Origin of the sequence: Paenibacillus xylaniclasticus (assembly GCF_004001065.1) — a bacterium.
In the GTDB taxonomy this organism is placed as follows: Bacteria; Bacillota; Bacilli; order Paenibacillales; family Paenibacillaceae; genus Paenibacillus_T; species Paenibacillus_T xylaniclasticus.
Map to the genome: position 1 here is coordinate 77373 of NZ_BIML01000008.1, position 18651 is coordinate 96023.

Consider the following 18651-nt stretch of genomic DNA (forward strand, 5'->3'; position numbering starts at 1 on the left):
ATTTGGATAAAATAATGCTTCTGGATCAACTCTAGCCTTCCTATTCATGGTAGAATGAGATTGAATTAATAAGACTTGGCTATCATGGGAGGGGCTATCGATGTTGAATGGATTGAAACGGTTCAAACGCACGTATTTAGTACTGCTATCAGCACTCGTTGTTATCCTTGCAGGCTGTCAAGCGGTGGCAGGCATTGATCTGAACAAAGTGCTGCTGAACAGCTTGAAGGTCGATTCTGCAGAAAGCAAACAGTCGGTGCAGTTCAAGCTGCTGTGGGACGAGCAGGCGCTTGCGGAGGATGAGGAGCTGACCGAAGATAGTCTGGCTTTGCTGAATATGCTGTCAAACATTAAGCTGAATTTTAATGAAATGAAAATGAAAGACGATGACCATCTGTCGGTCGAAGGCGATCTGACGCTCGGCAGCCGCTCGTTCGGCTTCGGGATGGTTGTGGATGGAGAAGTAGGGCTGCTGACGGTTGAAGGCGCGAAGAAGCCGTTTCTCATTGATTTGAGCGGGGAGTCTGCACTCGATTTGCTCGGCTTAGACAGCAGCGTGCCTGTTACGGAACAGACGCTGACGGAGGTTGGCCGCGAGCTGTTCGATTATGTCGGCGGTTACTTGATCGATAAGATGCCGAATCCGGAAAGCCTGTCGGTAGACCCGCTTGCGAAGACGACGGTTAACGGAGAGTCGCTGACGCTGGCGCATGTCAGTGCGAAGCTGACTGCGGAGCAGGCCTGGAAGTGGATTGCCGATTACATCAACGCGCTGCAAGGCGACCGTGAAGGTCTGCGCAGCACGCTGGTTGGCTTCATCGATATTGTTCTTGCCAACCCGAGCTTGAAGCAAGCGCTTATCGAGTCGGAAGGCAGTGAGAATCTTCGTCCTACTGACGAAGAGATTGATGAAGTTGTCGATGAGGTGATCGAAGCTTTGGCATCGCTCAGCGAATCGATGAAGGAAGCAGAGGACAGCGAAGACTTCGCAGTGATCATGAATAAGAACAGCTACGTTCAAGCTGATCTGTATGTTGATTCGAAGCTCGACATTCGCAAGTCGAATATCGATGTTCAAATTAAACCAGATTTTTCTGCTCTTGATAGCGAAGAAGATGAAGAACTAATACCGATTGAAGGCTTGGCGCTGACGATTGAGTCGGAAATGTGGAATATTAACGGTGACGTCGAGGTTAACGCCGTCAGCAGTGCCCAGAAGAATGGAGCTGTATCGCTGGAATCGCTGGAGGATATGCAGGGCTATCAAGTGCTGCGGCTGTTCGAGCCTACATCTAACATTTACGGCCTGCTCGACAAGGATTTGCATATAGGACACCAAGAAGCTTACATCAGCATGTACAGCAGCCAGCCGCCGGTCATTACGCCTTCAGGCATTACGCTCGTTCCACTGAGAAGAGTGGCTTCGGAACTTGGTGCAAGCCTAACGCTGGAGTCTAATCGGATCAAACTAACCGATGATGCGACGGGCACGACAATTGTTCTGAAGAAGGGAAGTAATCAAGCGACGGTGAATGGCAAGACGGTGAAATGGTCTTTCCCGACGACGACGATTGATAATACGGTCTACGTACCGGCTCGTGACTTGGCGAAGGCTTTGGGCGCAACGCTGTACTGGGAGACGTACGGTTCAGATGAGAAGGTGTATCTGGAGTTTGCGCGTGAAGTCCATTAAGATGAGGTAAGATAAAGCAAGGAGGAATACAGCATGAGAGTTATTACAACGGATGAACAATTTCGCGAAGCTGTCGCAGGGGAGCTTACGGTTGCGGTGTTTAAGACGACCTGGTGCAAGGATTGTCATTTCATTGACCCGTTCATGCCCGAGGTGGAGGCTGCCTATGCGGACCGGCTTCAATTCGTACAGGTCGACCGCGATGATCTTCCCGATCTGTGCAGCGAGCTGAACATTCTAGGCATTCCGAGCTTTATCGCCTTCAAGAACGGCCAAGAAGTCATTCGCTTTGTAAGCAAGCTTCGCAAGACACGTGACGAGATTGAAACGTTCTTAGACCGGGCAGTGGAAGTAGCTGCGGCGCTTCCGCAACGTTAGTCTCGGGTTAGAAAGCTAAATCAAGGATGAGTGGAGAGTGATTCCCGCTCATCCTTTTTTTAATGCATTTTGATCCGGTTGGGAGAAGCGGCCGCTGCGAATGCTAAAAATGTGAACAGTAAAGACGCGGAACTGTCCCATTTTCGACATAGCTTTTGAACAATTCCAAAGGCTATAATGAATGTAATTATTCAAGCCTTTCAAGCATCATTGTGCGCATGTTTGCGTATAGCGTGGGCATGGTCGGCTACATTCTTTATGAAACTAGGTGATGATTTGTGATCTCGGGACGTTATCGTGCGGTTGCCGTCGCTTCCTGTATCATTATGCTTCTCGTTCTGCTGGCAGGCGCGCTTGTCACGAATACCGAATCCGGACGCGGATGCGGCGACGACTGGCCGCTATGTAATGGCAAATTCGTTCCCGCCTATACGGTGGAGTCGTTAATCGAATATTCACATCGGGCGATCAGCGGGCTAGCCGGTATGCTGACGCTCGCAACTTTTCTGTATTCGCTTAGGTATAAGCAGTACAAAGAGCAGCTGGTGTATGCAAGCGCTGCGCTTGCATTAACGATCATACAAGCGCTAATGGGCGCCGCTGCGGTACTGTGGCCGCAATCGCCGGCTGTTATGGCGATCCATTTCGGTATTTCACTGCTGGCCTTCGCTTCAACGCTGCTGCTTGTCGTCTGGCTGAGAAGATTCGGCCGCGGATACAGGAGCACGGCGAGTGCCCCAGTGCCAAGAAAGTTTTATGGTCTGCTGCTGTTGACAGCGATCTACAGCTATGTTGTCGTTTATTTAGGGGCTTATATCCGTCATACGGATTCGTCCGGCGGCTGCCTCGGCTGGCCGCTCTGCAACGGGCAAGTCATTCCGGATCTAGAGGGCGCGACGCTAGCTGTATTCATTCACCGGGTGGCAGCAGTCATTCTGTTTATTCTGATCCTCTGTGTGTTCGTGACAATTCGCAGAGGCGGTGCAGGCGGAGAGCCGCTGCGTGTCTCCAGCGCATGGGCACTCGTTCTCGTTACAGCACAGGTGCTGAGCGGCGCTTGGCTAACGTATAATCTGACGAATGAGGATATGTTCGTATTCACCAGCTTGGTTCATAACTTAATTATCGCGGGCCTGTTCACTATGCTGCTTGACATGGTCATTCGAAGCCGGGGCCTGCGCGATAGCTGACAGCCGAAAATGTATGCCGCTGCTCGGCGATAGAATGTGAGATAGCTAAATATTTCATTAGATTCCTTGCGGATCATGGAATATTTATGCGTATAATAGAGTATACAAGTTAACGCCGCCGGCACGTAAAGAGTGAGGGCGGCGTTTCTTCCACTTCTCCGCATACCGTAAGAGGGGGGAGCCTGTCCGATGCTTAGAATATTATTTGACGAGCCGCCGCGGGTGCCGGAGGGCAAGCAGGCGGAAGCGATTCAGGAGATGTGGAAATTCATCGAAATCGTCAACCGGCGTATCCGGGAAGGCGATGGGCCTGAGCGGAAGCTTAGGACGTATGACATTTGGACGCGGGGACTTATCGGGTCAATCGATGAGATGGAGCAAAGCTGCTATGCGGCGGAGCAATTCGCGCAGCGAATTCATCATGCGACCGTCAGCGAGATGCCGTACGAGGAGCAGCTCGATTATCACCGGTATGTGTATTATGATAAGAACGGCTTCATCCGAATGTTCGCACTGCTTGATAAGCTCGGAACGCTGCTGAATGATGTGCTGTCGCTGGAGACGGAGCGTATGAAGCCGCATTTTTCGTACTTTACAGTGCTGCGCAATATGCGGTTGAATCATAAGCACCCGGCGCTTAGCGTCGTGCTGGACGAGATCAAAGAAAAGTATAAGGAGCCGATGAATCGGCTGCGCTCTAGACGCAACGTTGAGATTCATCATATGAATTCGGAGCTGCAGGACGATCTGACGCAGCTGTACCAGCATCGAGACGACCCTCTTCTAGAAAATATCAGCGAGCAGATGAACGATCTGCGGTTAGGATTAGAGCTTGTGCTTGAAGCATTGACATTATCTTATAGCTATTGCTCCCAAAGATGGAGCAGGCACCAATAAAACGAAACGTTCGGGGGAGGAACGCTTCTTGGAGCTTAAGGGCAGGACGGCACTTATTACGGGCAGCGCCAAAGGTCTGGGCAAACGAGTCGCTCTGGAGCTAGCCCGCCAAGGCTGCAGCATTGTCCTCAACTATAACACCAGCGAGCGGGAAGCCAGAACTTTACAAGAGGAGCTGCGGCAGCTCGGCGTACGTACGGAAGCGATTCAAGCCGACATGACGATTCCGGAGGAAGCGGAGAGGCTGGCCCAAGAGGCGGAGGCCTGGTCAGGAGCGAACGGTATTGATATTTTAATTAATAACGCAGGACCATTCATCCATGAGAGGCGGTTGTTCAGCCGTTACAGCCGGGAAGACATCATATCTTTGGTGAATGGCAACCTGCTCAGCGTTATGCTGCTGGACCAACTGCTGCTCAAGGGGATGAGAGCGAGACGCTGGGGAAGAATTATTCATTTCGGCTTTGGTCATGCAGGCGAGGCTCGATCATGGCCTTACCGGGCAGTATATGCGGCTGCGAAGACGGGACTCGTCTCGTTCACGAAAACATTGGCAGCTGAAGAAGCAGCATACGGTATTACGGTCAATATGATCTGTCCCGGCGACATTCGCGGCATGAACAAAGAGCGCTCGATCGAAGAGGCGGTAGAAGAGGAGTGCGAGATGCAGCCTGGCAGGCCGGGGACAGGAGAGGATGTGTCGCGCGTAATTGCTTTTCTATGCCAATGCCGTTCAGACTATTTGACTGGGAACCTGATCGATGTGAACGGCGGCTTCGATCCGATTATCGTCAATAGGAGGAACCAAAGTATTTAACGGCAGCTCAAAAAAAGAGTCTTGTCACAGTATCGGCTGTGCCGATCTAGACAAGACTCTTCAATTTAGCAGTCATGCTTTAAGGCCATTAGAATACTTGGACAACCTCTTGGATGCCCTCTACCTCTTCAAGCAGTGCGCGTTCGATGCCGGCTTTCAACGTAATCGTCGAGCTCGGGCAGCTGCCGCATGCGCCTACGAGGCGAAGCTTCACGACGCCGTCTTCGACGTCTACCAGTTCAACGTCACCGCCGTCGCGCTGCAGAAACGGACGAAGCTTATCGAGTACGTCCAATACTTCATCGTATTGTGTCGATTGGTTAGTTTCGCTCATTGCAATCAACTCCTTTCTCCCCTATTATAGTACAAAGCGATTGAATTGAAAATGGACTCGATCGTTCTGCGGAACTCCTTGCAGCGATCGCCCGGAGCAGTTCCGACATAGCTTCTGTGAAATTATTGTGCCTTATACGCGCTTGTTCGGAGGAAAAGATATGCTGAAACCGATCATCGAGTTTTGCGCCAGCAACATGCATCACGGTACGGATAAGATCATGAACAAGCTGGAACAGGACCCTGATTATGAAGTGATCGAATACGGCTGCCTCGGCAACTGCGGCGAATGCTATTTGTTCCCGTTCGCACTAGTGGACGGTGAGATTGTAGCCGCCGAAACGGCCGAGCAGTTGTACGACGAAATTGTCAAAATGACAAGTGAGCAGAAAGCTCAGCGCGAAGCGTTGGACAAGCTGCTCGACGATATGGAGTAACAAACGCCTGTGCCGGAGCTGTATACATAGAGCTTCAGGCGCAGGCGTTTCTTTGCTTTTGTTTATTTAGCCGATATGATGTTTTGACTTCCACAATACGCCCGTTTTCAACAGGCGCGGCACGCGGCCCATAAGGGCGGTCTTGCCCATAAGGCCGAAGCCGGCCTTCTTACCGAGAGAACCGAGCATGCCCTTGAGCTTGATTTTGCCAAGCTTCGGTGTCTTGCCATTCCAGATGGCATGCAGCACTTCCGCTACCTGCTTGCCTTGAGCCCCTGCGGCTTGACCGCTTGGCGCAAAAGGCAGCGAAGCGCAGTCGCCGACAATATAGACGTTCGTGTACTGAGGCAGCTGATGATATTCATTAATGATCAGCCGGCCAGAATTGTCCTTCGGGAGATTGATCCGCTGGACGAGCTCGACAGGCTGAATGCCAGCCGTCCACACCGTAACATCGGTATAGATCGGCTTCGGCGATTCGTTATCGTGAAGAATGCCTTCTTCGACTCTTCCGAGCTGGACATGTCCGATCATCTCAACGTCATGCTCGCGGAACCAATCCGCAACGTAGGACTGCAGCTTCGCGGGGAATGCGGACAGAATGCTCGGTCCGCGGTCCAGAATGCGAATGTTAAGATCTTGACGGCTTTCTCTCAGCTCTGCCGCTACCTCTACGCCGCTAAGGCCGCCGCCGACGATCGTTACTTGGCCTTGCGGCTTCACATCGTTAAGACGTTGATACGTTTGGCGGGCATCCGAGAACGTCTGAATCGTACACGTATATTGATCTGCCCCAATAATACCGTGAAATTTATCCGTACAGCCGAGAGCAATAATCAGGTAATCATAAGGAAGCTCATTGTTGCCCTCCATAATGACGACTTGACGTTCAAGATCGACGTCTTGAACCTCTCCATACGTTATAAGAAGACGCGGATCGCTTGGAAAGGCGACCCGCAGCTCGATATCGCTGACTGTCCCTGCTGCAAGTGCATAATATTCGGTCTTCAAGCCTTGGTATGGCATACGGTCGATTAAAGTTACAAGCGTATCGCTTGGAATGCCTTTATCAATGAGCTCGTTCGCGACGGCTTGACCGCCGTATCCGCCGCCTAAAATAATGACTCGTTTCATCCATTACACCCATTCCCATGTCCCGATTTGTATTGTTAGTCTGTCCTGTGTGTCAGGAACCCATGAATGTCATCAATCGGGTATCCCTTACTGGGTCCTATGATGCTATTCGTAAACTTTAATTTCGTTGTACAGCGTATCGCGTTCGACCGGAATACGGCCTGCACCTTTCACGAGCCAGATCAGCTCGTCGCGAGTAATCCCCTCTGGCGTTAAAGCACCAGCCGAGTGACTAATTCTCTCCTTCACCATCGTGCCGTGAACGTCGTTCGCGCCCATTGCCAGCGAGACCTGAGTCAGCTGCAGGCCGATATTGATGAAATAAGCTTTAATATGCTGGAAGTTGTCAAGCATCAGACGGCTGATGGCGATTGTCTTCAAATCCTCGAAGGCCGAATTGCGCCGCTTGATGCTTGCTTTCGGACTCGCCGGCTGCATGGAGAGCGGAATAAAGACGAGGAATCCGTTCGTCTCATCCTGCAGCTCGCGAATGTGCAGCATATGGTTAATACGGTCCTCCTTGCTCTCGACTGAGCCGTACAGCATCGTCGTGTGCGTTTTGAGTCCTAAATTGTGCGCTGCGCGGTGAACCTGTAAATATTGGTTGACGTCCGCTTTGGTCACTTTCATTTTTTTACGGTAATGGTCGGACAGAATCTCTGCGCCGCCACCTGTCAGCGAGGCGAGACCTACCTTCATCAGCTCCTGGAGCACTTCCGTATAGGATAAGCCGCTGATACGGGAGAAGAAGTCGATCTCGGCTGCCGTATAAGCCTTTAGCGTGACGTCGGGGTAACGGTCCTTCAGCGCTTTAAGCGAATCAACATAATATTGAAAAGGTACGTGCGGATTGTGGCCGCCGACGATGTGGAACTCACGCACACCTGGATGGTAATGCTGGTCGACGTATTCAATCATCTGCTCGCCGGTAAGTGTATAAGCGCCCTCTTGGCCTTCGTCTTTACGGAAGTTGCAGAATGCACAGTGCGCTTCGCATACGTTCGTAAAATATAAGCTCATATTCTCGATAAAATATACCTTGCGGCCGTTCTTACGCATATTCACTTCATTCGCGAGTTGGCCAATGGTCAGAATGTCGTCCGACTGGTATAGGAATACGCCATCCTCCAGCGTGAGACGTTCACCATTGTGCACTTTTTCTGCGATTTCCTGCATCCGTTTCTGATCGGTCGGGATGGCAACGTTCATTATCGTATCCTCGCTTTCCGTTGCTGGTGCTCAATATTGTGAAAAAAGGTACATAAGTATTCTTAGCAAATTAACTTTACTTATTATAAACCCCATGAAGGAGGCGGGCAACAACAAAAGTCATCAAGTTGACACAGATATGTCATGATAGCGGATACATTTCTTCAAGAAAACTGATGTGCTCAGCAAGCCTTGCGTTCTAATGCTTGTACAGGGACACCCTCCCCTTGAGAGGGGGGGGTCAAGTGGAGTATACTAAGGGCATACGATGCGTATTAACGCAAGTACCTAAGGGAGGGATTGCCGTGATTACAGTAACGGAAACGGCTGTCGATAAAATTAAAGAAATGCTCGAAGCGGAAGAGACACCGAACCTGTTCCTGCGCGTCGGCGTGAAGGAAGGCGGCTGTAGCGGCTTCTCGTACGGTATGGGCTTTGACGATGAGCGCCACGAGGGTGATGTTGAGCTGGAATCGAACGGCCTGAAGGTCGTCGTCGACAGCGACAGCCTCAAATATCTTAACGGTCTTGAGATCGACTGGAAAGAGCAAGCGATGGGCGGCGGCTTCACGATCCACAACCCGAATGCAACGGTAACGTGCGGCTGCGGAAGCAGCTTCCGTACAGCAACAGCGGCGGGTAACCCGTCGGCTGATCCTTGCTAAGAGCGGCTTAAGCGTAGATAACACCCTGAATAGATTGATTTTGGAATGCAGATTACAACCTTCTAGCTTGTGTATTACAATATATACACTTGTTTAGGAGGTTTTCTTTTTTTGGATATACCATCAATGGACGGTGAGGCTGATTACAAGCTGAGAGGTGTTTTATGTGATGAGGGATTGGGCGTAATGCTTGTTACCATTAGCATACGCCATATTTATTGCTAACGTCCTAGTTGATATTGCTTATTTACAACAGCATATGTTCACAAGATAATAGAGATGGATTGTAATGTAATTTCATACAATATTATGTCGAGTCCATTCTTCTAGATCAGGAGGTGAGGGATAAACACGAGAGAAAGTGTTGTTTCTGGCCAAAATTGTGCTCCTATCTAACTATGGACCTTATACGGCATGTCTGCCGCTACAGGGGGGGGGGAATAATCGTAATCGTTTATTTAGAGATGCTAATCGGATAAGAAGGAGGAACATCATATCCGCTGTTTTATTGTCAATGACGATTTGACAGAACGCAATATATTGAAACAGATCATCCAAGATGAGAATTTGGGCGTTGTAGTGGGGGTTGCTGAGGACGGCTCATATTTTGAGAATGAAAGGCTATCCCGGTTAGATGCAGATGTGCTTATAGTTAATTTGATGATATCACATGTCAATGGCTTCAATACGATTGAGAAAATGTTGTCGAATGGATTTAAAGGCGAGATCGTTATGCTTTCTAATGCTAGCTCCAAGTCCATGATTGCGAAAGCTTATGAGATTGGTGTCGATTTTTATATCCAGAAGCCAATCAACAAGATTGAAGTAATGAGTATTTTGAAGAAAATTGGCAGTCATCTGGAGACGAAGAGAAGATTATATCGGATGAAGGAAGCTTATCAATTGCGTGCTCAACTCACAAGCACCGAGGTTCAAATTTTAGAATTAATACATAAAGGTTATACGCAGTCTAGTATATCGGAGAAGATGTGTATTTCTATTAAAACGGTGAAAAATCACTTGTTTAATGCTTTGAAGAAGACGGGATTAAGTAAAAGTAAACTGTTAGCTGAAAAAATTAGACTGGATTAAATATTCGCGTGTGTCCCAGAAAATATGAGGCTTACAAAATATTAAGACTTACCTTATATTGGGTTTTGTATAATGGAGTATCCAATTACCGCGGAAGTTGGTTACTCGTATACGAATTCCAAATGAAAGGGTGTCCAGTAATGAACAAAGGTTTCAAAGTGATTCTAAGCGCAGCAATGGCCGTAAGCCTGTTCGGTCTAGCAGCAGCCTCTGTTAGTGCCGCTAGCCAAGAGAAAACATTGACTCTGCCTGACAGTTACGGAAAGCTAACCTCTAACGCATGGCGCTCGTCGTTGACAATTAGTGGCAATACTTTACAATTCGATTATATGACTTCGGCCGTATACGATGGTACGAAAACGGTTGATTGGATTAAGACGAGCTGGGAGGTTTGTTCTTCTCTTCGCAATAGTGCGTCGATGTCCATCGGCATTTCGGCCGACGGGGTTCAAGCAGGTGTAAGCAGCTCTTGGCAGAACGTATGTCAAAGCGCATATTGGCAGAACTCCAACGGAGCGAAGGGCGCTTATTCCAACCAAAGAAATGCAGTCATTAAGCCAAGCGCAGATTATCGCAGCGGCACGGTTTCGATCCAGAATGAAGCAAAGCTCAAAATTAAGGGCGATGCAAGAACGTGGGCATATAATGCTTCTGTATAAGCGAAGCATTATTTCATAGAATGAACAGCTGGAGAAGCAGGAGAGGTCTCATAATCGGAGGCCTCCCTGTAATCCGAGATGGAGGGAACTTGTGAGGAAGTCTTTAATCTTTGTACTTGTCTTATGTTTACTCCTCGTTATGATGGGCTGCAGCAAAGCAGCGGATAAGAAAGAGGAGATTATTGGCTGCACGGAGGAAGATTGTGCACTAGTATACGATGGGGCTGAATACATCACTTACAATACAACGTTAAAGTCGAAAAGCGGAAAAATTTCATCTGAGGATAACGAATTCCAATATCGATTGTTTCAGGACGATCGCTATATAACGTCTGGCAACTCCATGACGAATCATTTCAAAATTATGGAACGCTCTAATACTCGGTTGCTAACCGTATATGAGCATGACAATGAAAATGAGGCCTTGTTTCCATTTGCCATTATCGATGGTCAATATGTTTATGCAGTGATGGAGTATAAAGGTGATCGCCAGAAATTCGTCGGACTATTTCGCTTGAATAGCAGCGGAGATCTCGAACAGCTTAAGACGAATCAGAGCGAAATGACGGACAAAATTTTTGGCATCGGGATCCATGCTGAGGATAATGTTTACACGCTCCTGTACGATAATGGGAAACAAGATTTATATAAAACAGACCCTTCGCTCGCTTCCTTCGAGCTTGTAGCCGAGGATGTCAGTCGGACGCTCAGTACGCTTAAGGATGAGGTCTGCTATATGAAGGATCAATCGCTGTACTGCGGCAAAGCTCCTGTGCAGAAGCTGAACGCGGGAACGGCGCTGGCCTGGGTTATCGCTGACCGATATGTACTCGAAGTCGATGATACAGGCAACTATCAGGTGAAAGAACTGCAGGATGGGAAGGAGCTGTTATCTGGAGCCCGATATATCGGGTACAATCATGATGGCTCGCAGATTGTCATCTATAGTGAAGGAAAGATGGATGTATTGGAGGGCTAACTATTGAGCTCCATTATCGAGCTTCGACACGTTAACAAGACGTATAAACGAAAAGTGCTCGATGATTGCACCTACTCGTTTCCCCGCACAGGACTTTACGCCATTTATGGCGTTAGCGGAAGCGGGAAGTCAACTCTGTTAAATCTATTGGCCGGATTCGAAAAGCCGGACAGCGGAGAGATACGATTCGGCTTTCGGGGCATCGAATATGTTATGCAGGAGCATATGCTGCTTACGAACTGCAGCCTGAAGGAAAACTTATGGATCAAATTGAACGTAACGGAGCATAGTCCACGTGACTATGATCGAATGATCCATGACACCTGTGCCCGATTAAATATTGATCATCTTATCGAAGAGAAGGTAGCGGTACTCTCTGGAGGGGAAAAGCAGCGCGCATCGTTAGCCCGTGCTCTCCTTGATATGCCCGAGGTTATTCTATTGGATGAACCGACGGCAAGCATCGATCACGATCTAAGACATGGTCTGCTTGAATTGCTGCTTACTCTCTCTAAGGAAAGGCTGCTGATTGTAACGACACATGATCCGTTAGTTAATCAATATGCGGACATCACGCTGCAGTTGGAAAGAGGGCGTTTGCTTGAATAGAGGGCTAGTCGTCAAAATACTTCGCAAAAAAACGCATCACTTTGCCACAATTTCATTGATTATCCTAGTTGTTTCGTTGATGCTGCTGAATTTTATGTTTGCTTATTTGGCCAATCAATATGAGATGATCAACAGAGATTACTTAAAGAACAACAATGTGAAGGTGATTCATGTCGATCGAGCGGCTGAGGGGAATGACAGCTCGCGGGCTATTCGAATGAGCGATAAGGAAGAGATTAATCAACTGCTCGCCGCAAATGGTCTATCGGAAAAAGCTAAAGCTTATCGAATCTATAATGTGCCTGCAGTGTTCGATTCTTCGATGACAACCGCATACTCCATACTAGGCGTAGGCGAGGAATTAGCTTTCTTAATTAGCGATACCTGTACGCTGAAGGATAACAGTATATGCGTGAAGGAATCACTATCCGCAACGATGACGATTAAGGTTCCGGTCGTGGAGATTAAAGATGGCGGGTATTCCTCGAATGAGACGGTAGACTTATCAATCGAAGCAGAGTCAGGCGCAACCAGCGAAAATTCGATTTTTATCCATTCTATACCGAATAATAATCAGGCTTATGTGAACGAGAACGTAGCCTTACATTTGCTCGATCTTATGTTTCAAGGCACGGGGAACAGCAAGGAGTATATTAGAGAGTCTCATCTGGAGAAGATTATTGTTTATGTGAAGGATATTAAGGACGTCGATCAGGTCGGCAAGCTTCTAAAGAATAATCGATATTATACCAGCTACACGTTCAGCAGCTTCGATAATTTCTCCATTAATATCAGTTCGACGCTTGTTATGCTTTTGTCGATCGGGATTGTGTTCGTACTTGCTTCTATTCTTACGGCGGCATTGCTGCTCGTCAACTATCTAAGACTTCAGAAGAAAGAGGTTGCAATTCTTAAGCTTAATGGATACGACAGCCAAAGCATTAAACAGATTTATACCAGACTAGTGTTCATCATGCTGTCTCGGATTATGATTGTGGCAGCGTTCCTCTATTGTGTCACCTCTTTCATCGAGCCTCTGCATTCAGAATTGAAGTATTTTCCTATTATTGCTCTGATTGATTTATTCATCTTACTGTTCACCTTCCTGCTTGTATATTGGTTCGGAGTCCGAACGATTAGCCGTATGCACATGATGGATTTACTGAAGAAAGGCAAGGAGTTTGAGTGACGTATTTCTCAATTCATGAATGGGGGGAACGATCATAAAAGCATCGAGGTGGCAACTCAAAGCGGTTGCATTATGGTTAAGTGCGGGGCTGGCTGTAACTGGACTATCAGCATGCAGTGTGGACCGTGACAGCACGAAGAATGAGAAAGAGCAGGTGCTTCGTATAGTCGGAGGATACGGCGATATGGGAGTAGAAGGCGAAGCGCTGCGCCAATGGACCGAAATCTATCAATTTACTCATCCGAACGTAACGCTGGAATACGTATCTGTTCCTGAACCGGCGGAGGGCGATCAGGAGAACTCGCTTGATAAGCTGAAGGAAGTGCTGACAGGCCCAGAGCTGCCGGATCTCGTGTGGGTCGATCTCGATCAGATTCCGGAGCTCGCCAGCAGCAATCTGCTGTCCCCGCTTGATCCGCTAATTAAGAAGGATCATTATGATACATCCGGTATTGTACCTGCGGTTCTGGAAGGATTGAGGTCGGCTGGCGAGGGTACCTTGTATGCGCTGGCGCCTCAGTTCAGCGCTTCAGTTATGATCTATAACAAGGATGTATTCAATCAAGCCGGAGTTGATTTGCCTTCTGATGGGATGACATGGGGCCAGACATTCGAGCTTGCAAGCCGAGTTGCAAAGCCTAATCAGCAGAAGCCGCTGTATGGCTTCTCTTTCTCTGCTTGGGAAGGCGGGGATGGTTTCTGGGAGGCGCAGCAGTATATGGCTCCACTGAATGTAAATTTTTTTGACGCTAAAGGCGAGAAGGTGGCTGTGGATACGCCAGGCTGGGCCAAAGCTTGGAGCACCATCATTAATCTGAAGAAGAGCGGCGTGATCCCGCCCGCAGCCGATAGCAGTGAGCCAATGACGGAACCAGAGGAATACAATCCCGTACAAGGCGATCTCTTTCTGTCCGGACGAACAGCTATGGCGATTGTCGATTACAGCTATTTGAGTGATGTCGTCCAGTACAACAAAACAGCTGCTGAGGGCCAAGAGGGCTATAGTCGGATCAATTGGGACATTGTAACGGTACCCGCACATGACGAAGCGCCGGGAGTGGGCGGCGACATCAATATGAACGGAATATTCGCGATTAACGCTAACGCTGCGAACCCGGAAGCAGCATGGGAATTCATCAAGCTGTTGAACAGCGAGGCATGGGCTCGAACGAAGGCAAATGCCGTGCCCGACATGGTCTCTTGGCAGAAATATATTAGGAAAATTGACGGTCTTGAATACCATGTGGAAGCTTTCTTCAAGATGAAGCCCGTTCGGGTTCAGCCGTTATGGAGCAATCCGGTGTTTCGCAGCGTTCCGCGTGCTTACGAAATCGTCGATCTCGGGACGGTAAAATTCAATGAAGCGCTCAGCGGACAAAAATCGGTGGAGCAAGCGCTAAAGGAATGGCAGTCCGAAGGAGAGGCGAAGCTTGAACTGCTTCGTCAGTCCTAATGGTTACAACACCAAACACTGACCTCAGCGTCAGTGTTTGGTTATACCGTGACAATGAATGCGGAATAAAAGCGGTTGGCTGCTCCAAAATTATTGGTCATTCAATAGGGGGAATTCATTCCTTCTGGGATTCCCCCTATTTCTTCATCCACTCCTCATGCCATTCCGGCCAATTCAAGTCTGTCAGCTCTTCTAAGGACAGTCCGTCCAAGGAATAGGCTTCATTCCCTGCTAATGCAGGGGCATACCGATCCTTATTAATAATGGTCGAGTATCCTCCGATCACTTGTCCGTCTGTAAGCATGATTGCAATTTCTACACCCCAACCGTGTTTTTCGAAAATGTCTCCATATTTTATCTCCAGCGGAGAGTTCGTCACTTCAAAAATGTAGGTCGAGATTAATTGGCCGAGATATCGGTCAGGCGCTTCCTTCTGGACGCCCCAGTCAGCCATTCTATAAGGCTTGACCAATTCTTCTCGAGTCCAACAAGGAGCAGTAACTCTAGGATTGTGATTATTACGATGATTGCAGTACGCCTCATGTCTAATCTCCTTTATATAAGGATGGCATGGCCCAATGAAACGGTGTGGAGCTGATCTACCATCTATTAAATCTGAGATCGTATATCCTCTATAATATGTAAAAATTATACTATAGATGTAATTGTTCCGGTAATATGCAGGCTGCTTAGGCAATCGATGTTCATGAGATTCTTACAATCTTCAATACTCGATTAGAAAGCTTCTGGAATACAGTTATATAATAGAAGAGGAGGGGCCTTGGCATCACTGAACCCGTTCCTCTCCTTTACTTACTAGATTCTGGGGGCGTAATCATTGATTTTATCGAATAGAGCAGTGAATGCTTTATATTCTGACATGGACTATGAGCGTATGCGTGTATTGAATCCGGAGAGGGCGAGGGGCTCATTCCGTGATCCATTCGAGCGGGATTATGGGAGGGTTATTCACTCGGCGGCAATCCGGAGACTGCAGGCGAAAACGCAGGTAATTGGGATTGAGGAAGGCGATTTCCACCGGACGCGGCTGACGCATTCGTTGGAGGTAGCGCAGATAGCACGGGGAATCGTCGTCTATCTGAACGATACATGCCCGATTCTTCGCGATATCGGCGGCGCGATCGATAACTCTCTCGTGGAGACGGGGGCGCTTGCGCACGATATCGGGCATCCGCCGTTCGGCCATAAGGGCGAGAGGTCGTTGAATAAGCTGATGGTGAACGCCGGGGCGTGCGGCTTCGAAGGCAACGCGCAGACGCTGCGTATATTGACGAAGCTGGAAGGTCACAATGATGTCGGCTTAAAGCTGTCACGCGCAACACTGCTGTCGATCATGAAATATCCAATCCCGTTCTCGACAGCAACGAACGAGCGGTTCTATGCAGCGGACGAGAAGAATAAGCTGAAGCCGCCCAAGTCGAATGTATATGATGAGGATATAGAAGTGTTCCAGCAGCTATTAAGTGTATACTCGGAAGAGGAACGACAATATCTAACGGCTTATAATCGATGCGAAGGCAATGAGAGACATCACAAATCGGTTCATAAAACGCTGGAATGCTCGATCGTTGAGCTCGCAGATGATATCGCCTACAATACCTACGATGTGCAGGACGGCATGAAGCTTGGCTTGATTCGGTTGCGTCATCTGCAGAGTGTGATTGCTGAGATGAAGGATAGCATGGAAGGATTGGCGGACAAGTCAGCGAATGTGCTTAAGCTGACTACGGTAGAGTCGGCAGAGGAGCAAGAGACGATGAGACAGTTCTTCGCTGATCTGGTCAATTTGTTCATTCGAAGCGTTAAGCTCGTTCAGACGAACCCGGACAGCTTCTCACCTCGCTTCCGTTATAAAGCAGAGATGAGCGTGCAGGCTAAGCAATTGCTTGCTGTTCTTAAGGAACGGCTGGTGGAGCCGAACATTATTTTCTCGCAGCGCGTTCAGACGATGGAGTGGAAGGGCTCGTTCATGGTGGAGAGGCTGTTCGACGCGATGATGAACGACAAGCTGCTGCTTCCGGAGGAATATCGCAAGGATTGGGCGGATGGGCGCGAAGCCCGGCTAGTATGCGACTATATTGCCGGCATGACCGATTCCTACGCGCTTAAAATGTATGCCCGATTGTTCGATGTGAAGCCGGGCAAGCTGTTTGATATATGATGACATAAGGAAAAAGCCTCTTTGCAGAGGCTTTTTCCGTTCGGCTATACGAACCTAATTGATTTCCAAATAATCGAGGAACGCATCCCATTGCCCGTTATCGGCTGTAAGAATGAGCTCGACCTGTTGATTTCCGGTTCCCGTATTGACGTTGTTTATCGTATAGACTGCAGGATAGCTGCCGCCGTAATAGAAGGTGCCCTTCGTCACGCCGCCGACCTTCAGATCGACTCTAGCCATTTGGGAGTTGTTCGAAGCGCCGCGGAGCGAGAAGTTGTTCGTGCTTTTCGTAAAGTTATGCGTGAATTTCACCGAGTCGTTGTTAGCGTATAGTGCTACACCATTGAACGGAGAGTAGATATTGCCAGTGTATTGGCCGCTCTTCGTCATGTTCTCGGCTTCAATTCTCGTCGTTCCACCTGTATTACCGCCGCCATTGTTGCCTCCTCCATTGTTGCCGCCGCCGTTATTGCCACCGCCCGTATTACCGCCGCCGCCGTTGCCGCCGATTGTAATCGTATTGCTTGTAATTGTCGCGCTTCCGCTGCTTTGGTAGCCTTCTACCGTGAGCGATACTTCGTACATTTTGCCCAGCTGCATGCCTCTGCTTGCCCAAGCATTGAAGTGATCGGTTACCGAGATTGTGCCGCTCGTACGCTTCGACGTCCGGACGCTCCAATACTGCTGGAACGTTGCCGTGCCTTTAATGGAAGGCTGGTTCACACGAGTCGTCTCATAAATGTCGTAGGTGCCGCCGTCAACGGTGATCGTACCTTTGGACGAGGCGCCAGGAGGACGCCAGCTGCCCCAGCTGTCGACGATATAATACTCGACGAGCGGGTCAACCGACCATCCATAGATGCAGAGATAAGAGTTGCCGTTCGGAGAATAGTTAGCGCTGTAATTGACCGAGATGTTGCCGATTTGCTGGTGGGTCTGTGTTTCATTGAATTTTTTGCCTTTACGGAATAACGCATTGTTAATGTTGCTCCACGTCGCACTGAAGGTGCCGCCGCTGTTAAGCGTCATGCTTGTGTTCCCGGAATCCTTCCATAGCTCATAATAGTAGCCGTCATGGGTGCCGGACTCATTATTCGTAATCGTTACGGCGTTCGCGACGCCTGCTGGCAATGCGAGTGTGAAGCTGAGCAGCATGGCCAGCATCCATTTCATTTTTCTTGGTTTCATCACATCTTCCTCCTTCGTTGTCATCTTACATCGGTTATTCGGCCTGCTCTTGCTGTGAGAACAACGTTGTCCCAGCTAACAACAAGGTAGACGGAATATTCGATTGACCACCACCTCTCGAAGGAAAGATGAAAGCACTTACATTATTGATTATATCGAATTAAAGCTTTTCATCCAACAAAGAGACTATAGGTTTTACCTTACAAATTTTATATAAAAGTTGATCATAAAATGAAGGGAAAGCCAATAGGGGAAAATTAACAAAAGAGGCCCTTAACGGGCCTCCTTGACGGTGGTTGATTTTGAGTTCATTGAATCTCTCACTACTCGCTGTTAGCTGCTTTGGGCACCGCTTATTTTATAATAAGCGTGTGATTCAGAGATACTCTGCAGCACAACCCCTCGCTTCCTTAGCTTCGTGGTTAATTAATGCCTCCTGCAGTCCTTGTACCATTTGTCAGGTCCAATGGAGCCACACCTCTCATTCACCGTCCTTAGTATGATGCACCGCGGTGCGTCATCTTATACATCCTCTGCGATAAAAAAT

Annotated in this window: 19 protein-coding genes; 14 read left to right on the forward strand and 5 right to left on the reverse strand. The window is 48.5% G+C overall.

What is annotated here, in order from left to right; genetic code table 11:
- Positions 1 to 100 precede the first annotated feature (100 nt).
- From PXY01_RS11925 to PXY01_RS11945, 5 genes are all read left to right on the forward strand, one after another.
- Positions 101 to 1693, forward strand: coding sequence for a copper amine oxidase N-terminal domain-containing protein (locus PXY01_RS11925; protein WP_127570159.1), 1593 nt, complete (start codon positions 101 to 103; stop codon positions 1691 to 1693).
- Between the two features lie 33 nt (positions 1694 to 1726).
- On the forward strand, positions 1727 to 2071 hold the full coding sequence (locus tag PXY01_RS11930) for a thioredoxin family protein (protein WP_127570161.1): 345 nt from the start codon (positions 1727 to 1729) through the stop codon (positions 2069 to 2071).
- Between the two features lie 278 nt (positions 2072 to 2349).
- On the forward strand, positions 2350 to 3261 hold the full coding sequence (locus PXY01_RS11935; RefSeq protein ID WP_127570163.1) for a COX15/CtaA family protein: 912 nt from the start codon (positions 2350 to 2352) through the stop codon (positions 3259 to 3261).
- 189 nt (positions 3262 to 3450) lie between these two features.
- Complete coding sequence (locus PXY01_RS11940; RefSeq protein WP_127570165.1) at positions 3451 to 4158, forward strand: Cthe_2314 family HEPN domain-containing protein; 708 nt, start codon at positions 3451 to 3453, stop codon at positions 4156 to 4158.
- Positions 4159 to 4186: 28 nt separating this feature from the next.
- Entirely contained in the window at positions 4187 to 4975 is a 789-nt protein-coding gene (locus PXY01_RS11945) for an SDR family oxidoreductase (RefSeq protein ID WP_127570167.1), read from the forward strand.
- A gap of 88 nt (positions 4976 to 5063) precedes the next feature.
- On the opposite strand, the gene PXY01_RS11950 is transcribed toward PXY01_RS11945, so the two are convergent.
- Entirely contained in the window at positions 5064 to 5309 is a 246-nt protein-coding gene (locus tag PXY01_RS11950) for a NifU family protein (protein ID WP_127570169.1), read from the reverse strand.
- Positions 5310 to 5472: 163 nt separating this feature from the next.
- On the opposite strand from PXY01_RS11950, the gene PXY01_RS11955 reads away from it, so the two are divergent.
- Complete coding sequence (locus PXY01_RS11955) at positions 5473 to 5745, forward strand: YuzB family protein (RefSeq protein WP_127570353.1); 273 nt, start codon at positions 5473 to 5475, stop codon at positions 5743 to 5745.
- A gap of 66 nt (positions 5746 to 5811) precedes the next feature.
- On the opposite strand, the gene PXY01_RS11960 is transcribed toward PXY01_RS11955, so the two are convergent.
- Entirely contained in the window at positions 5812 to 6879 is a 1068-nt protein-coding gene (locus tag PXY01_RS11960) for an NAD(P)/FAD-dependent oxidoreductase (protein WP_127570171.1), read from the reverse strand.
- Positions 6880 to 6984: 105 nt separating this feature from the next.
- Positions 6985 to 8088, reverse strand: coding sequence for an aminofutalosine synthase MqnE (gene mqnE / locus PXY01_RS11965; RefSeq protein ID WP_127570173.1), 1104 nt, complete (start codon positions 8086 to 8088; stop codon positions 6985 to 6987).
- A gap of 305 nt (positions 8089 to 8393) precedes the next feature.
- Between mqnE and erpA the strand changes: the two genes are divergently transcribed.
- The 7 genes from erpA (at position 8394) to PXY01_RS12000 (ending at position 14734) form a co-directional block, all read left to right on the forward strand.
- A complete protein-coding gene (gene erpA / locus PXY01_RS11970; protein ID WP_127570175.1) occupies positions 8394 to 8753 on the forward strand; it encodes an iron-sulfur cluster insertion protein ErpA in 360 nt (119 codons plus the stop codon).
- A gap of 507 nt (positions 8754 to 9260) precedes the next feature.
- Complete coding sequence (locus tag PXY01_RS11975; protein ID WP_262385099.1) at positions 9261 to 9845, forward strand: response regulator transcription factor; 585 nt, start codon at positions 9261 to 9263, stop codon at positions 9843 to 9845.
- A 140-nt stretch (positions 9846 to 9985) separates the two neighbouring features.
- Positions 9986 to 10504 carry a hypothetical protein gene (locus tag PXY01_RS11980; protein ID WP_246027901.1) on the forward strand — a complete coding sequence of 173 codons (519 nt, stop codon included), beginning with the start codon at positions 9986 to 9988 and terminating at the stop codon, positions 10502 to 10504.
- A gap of 91 nt (positions 10505 to 10595) precedes the next feature.
- Positions 10596 to 11483 (forward strand): hypothetical protein, encoded by an 888-nt coding sequence (locus PXY01_RS11985; protein ID WP_127570181.1) that lies wholly within the window; start codon positions 10596 to 10598, stop codon positions 11481 to 11483.
- A gap of 3 nt (positions 11484 to 11486) precedes the next feature.
- On the forward strand, positions 11487 to 12092 hold the full coding sequence (locus PXY01_RS11990; protein WP_127570183.1) for an ATP-binding cassette domain-containing protein: 606 nt from the start codon (positions 11487 to 11489) through the stop codon (positions 12090 to 12092).
- Positions 12085 to 13281: an ABC transporter permease family protein gene (locus PXY01_RS11995; protein ID WP_127570185.1), complete on the forward strand. Its 1197-nt coding sequence runs from the start codon at positions 12085 to 12087 to the stop codon at positions 13279 to 13281. Before PXY01_RS11990 ends, PXY01_RS11995 begins: the two co-directional genes overlap by 8 nt.
- 118 nt (positions 13282 to 13399) lie before the next feature.
- Entirely contained in the window at positions 13400 to 14734 is a 1335-nt protein-coding gene (locus tag PXY01_RS12000; protein ID WP_164744396.1) for an extracellular solute-binding protein, read from the forward strand.
- Positions 14735 to 14870: 136 nt separating this feature from the next.
- On the opposite strand, the gene PXY01_RS12005 is transcribed toward PXY01_RS12000, so the two are convergent.
- Positions 14871 to 15206 carry a hypothetical protein gene (locus tag PXY01_RS12005; RefSeq protein ID WP_127570189.1) on the reverse strand — a complete coding sequence of 112 codons (336 nt, stop codon included), beginning with the start codon at positions 15204 to 15206 and terminating at the stop codon, positions 14871 to 14873.
- A gap of 366 nt (positions 15207 to 15572) precedes the next feature.
- Here PXY01_RS12005 and PXY01_RS12010 point away from each other — a divergent pair, with 366 nt between their 5' ends.
- Positions 15573 to 16916, forward strand: coding sequence for an anti-phage deoxyguanosine triphosphatase (locus PXY01_RS12010; RefSeq protein ID WP_127570191.1), 1344 nt, complete (start codon positions 15573 to 15575; stop codon positions 16914 to 16916).
- A gap of 54 nt (positions 16917 to 16970) precedes the next feature.
- On the opposite strand, the gene PXY01_RS12015 is transcribed toward PXY01_RS12010, so the two are convergent.
- On the reverse strand, positions 16971 to 18104 hold the full coding sequence (locus PXY01_RS12015; RefSeq protein WP_127570193.1) for a glycoside hydrolase family 11 protein: 1134 nt from the start codon (positions 18102 to 18104) through the stop codon (positions 16971 to 16973).
- Between the last annotated feature and the right edge of the window lie 547 nt (positions 18105 to 18651).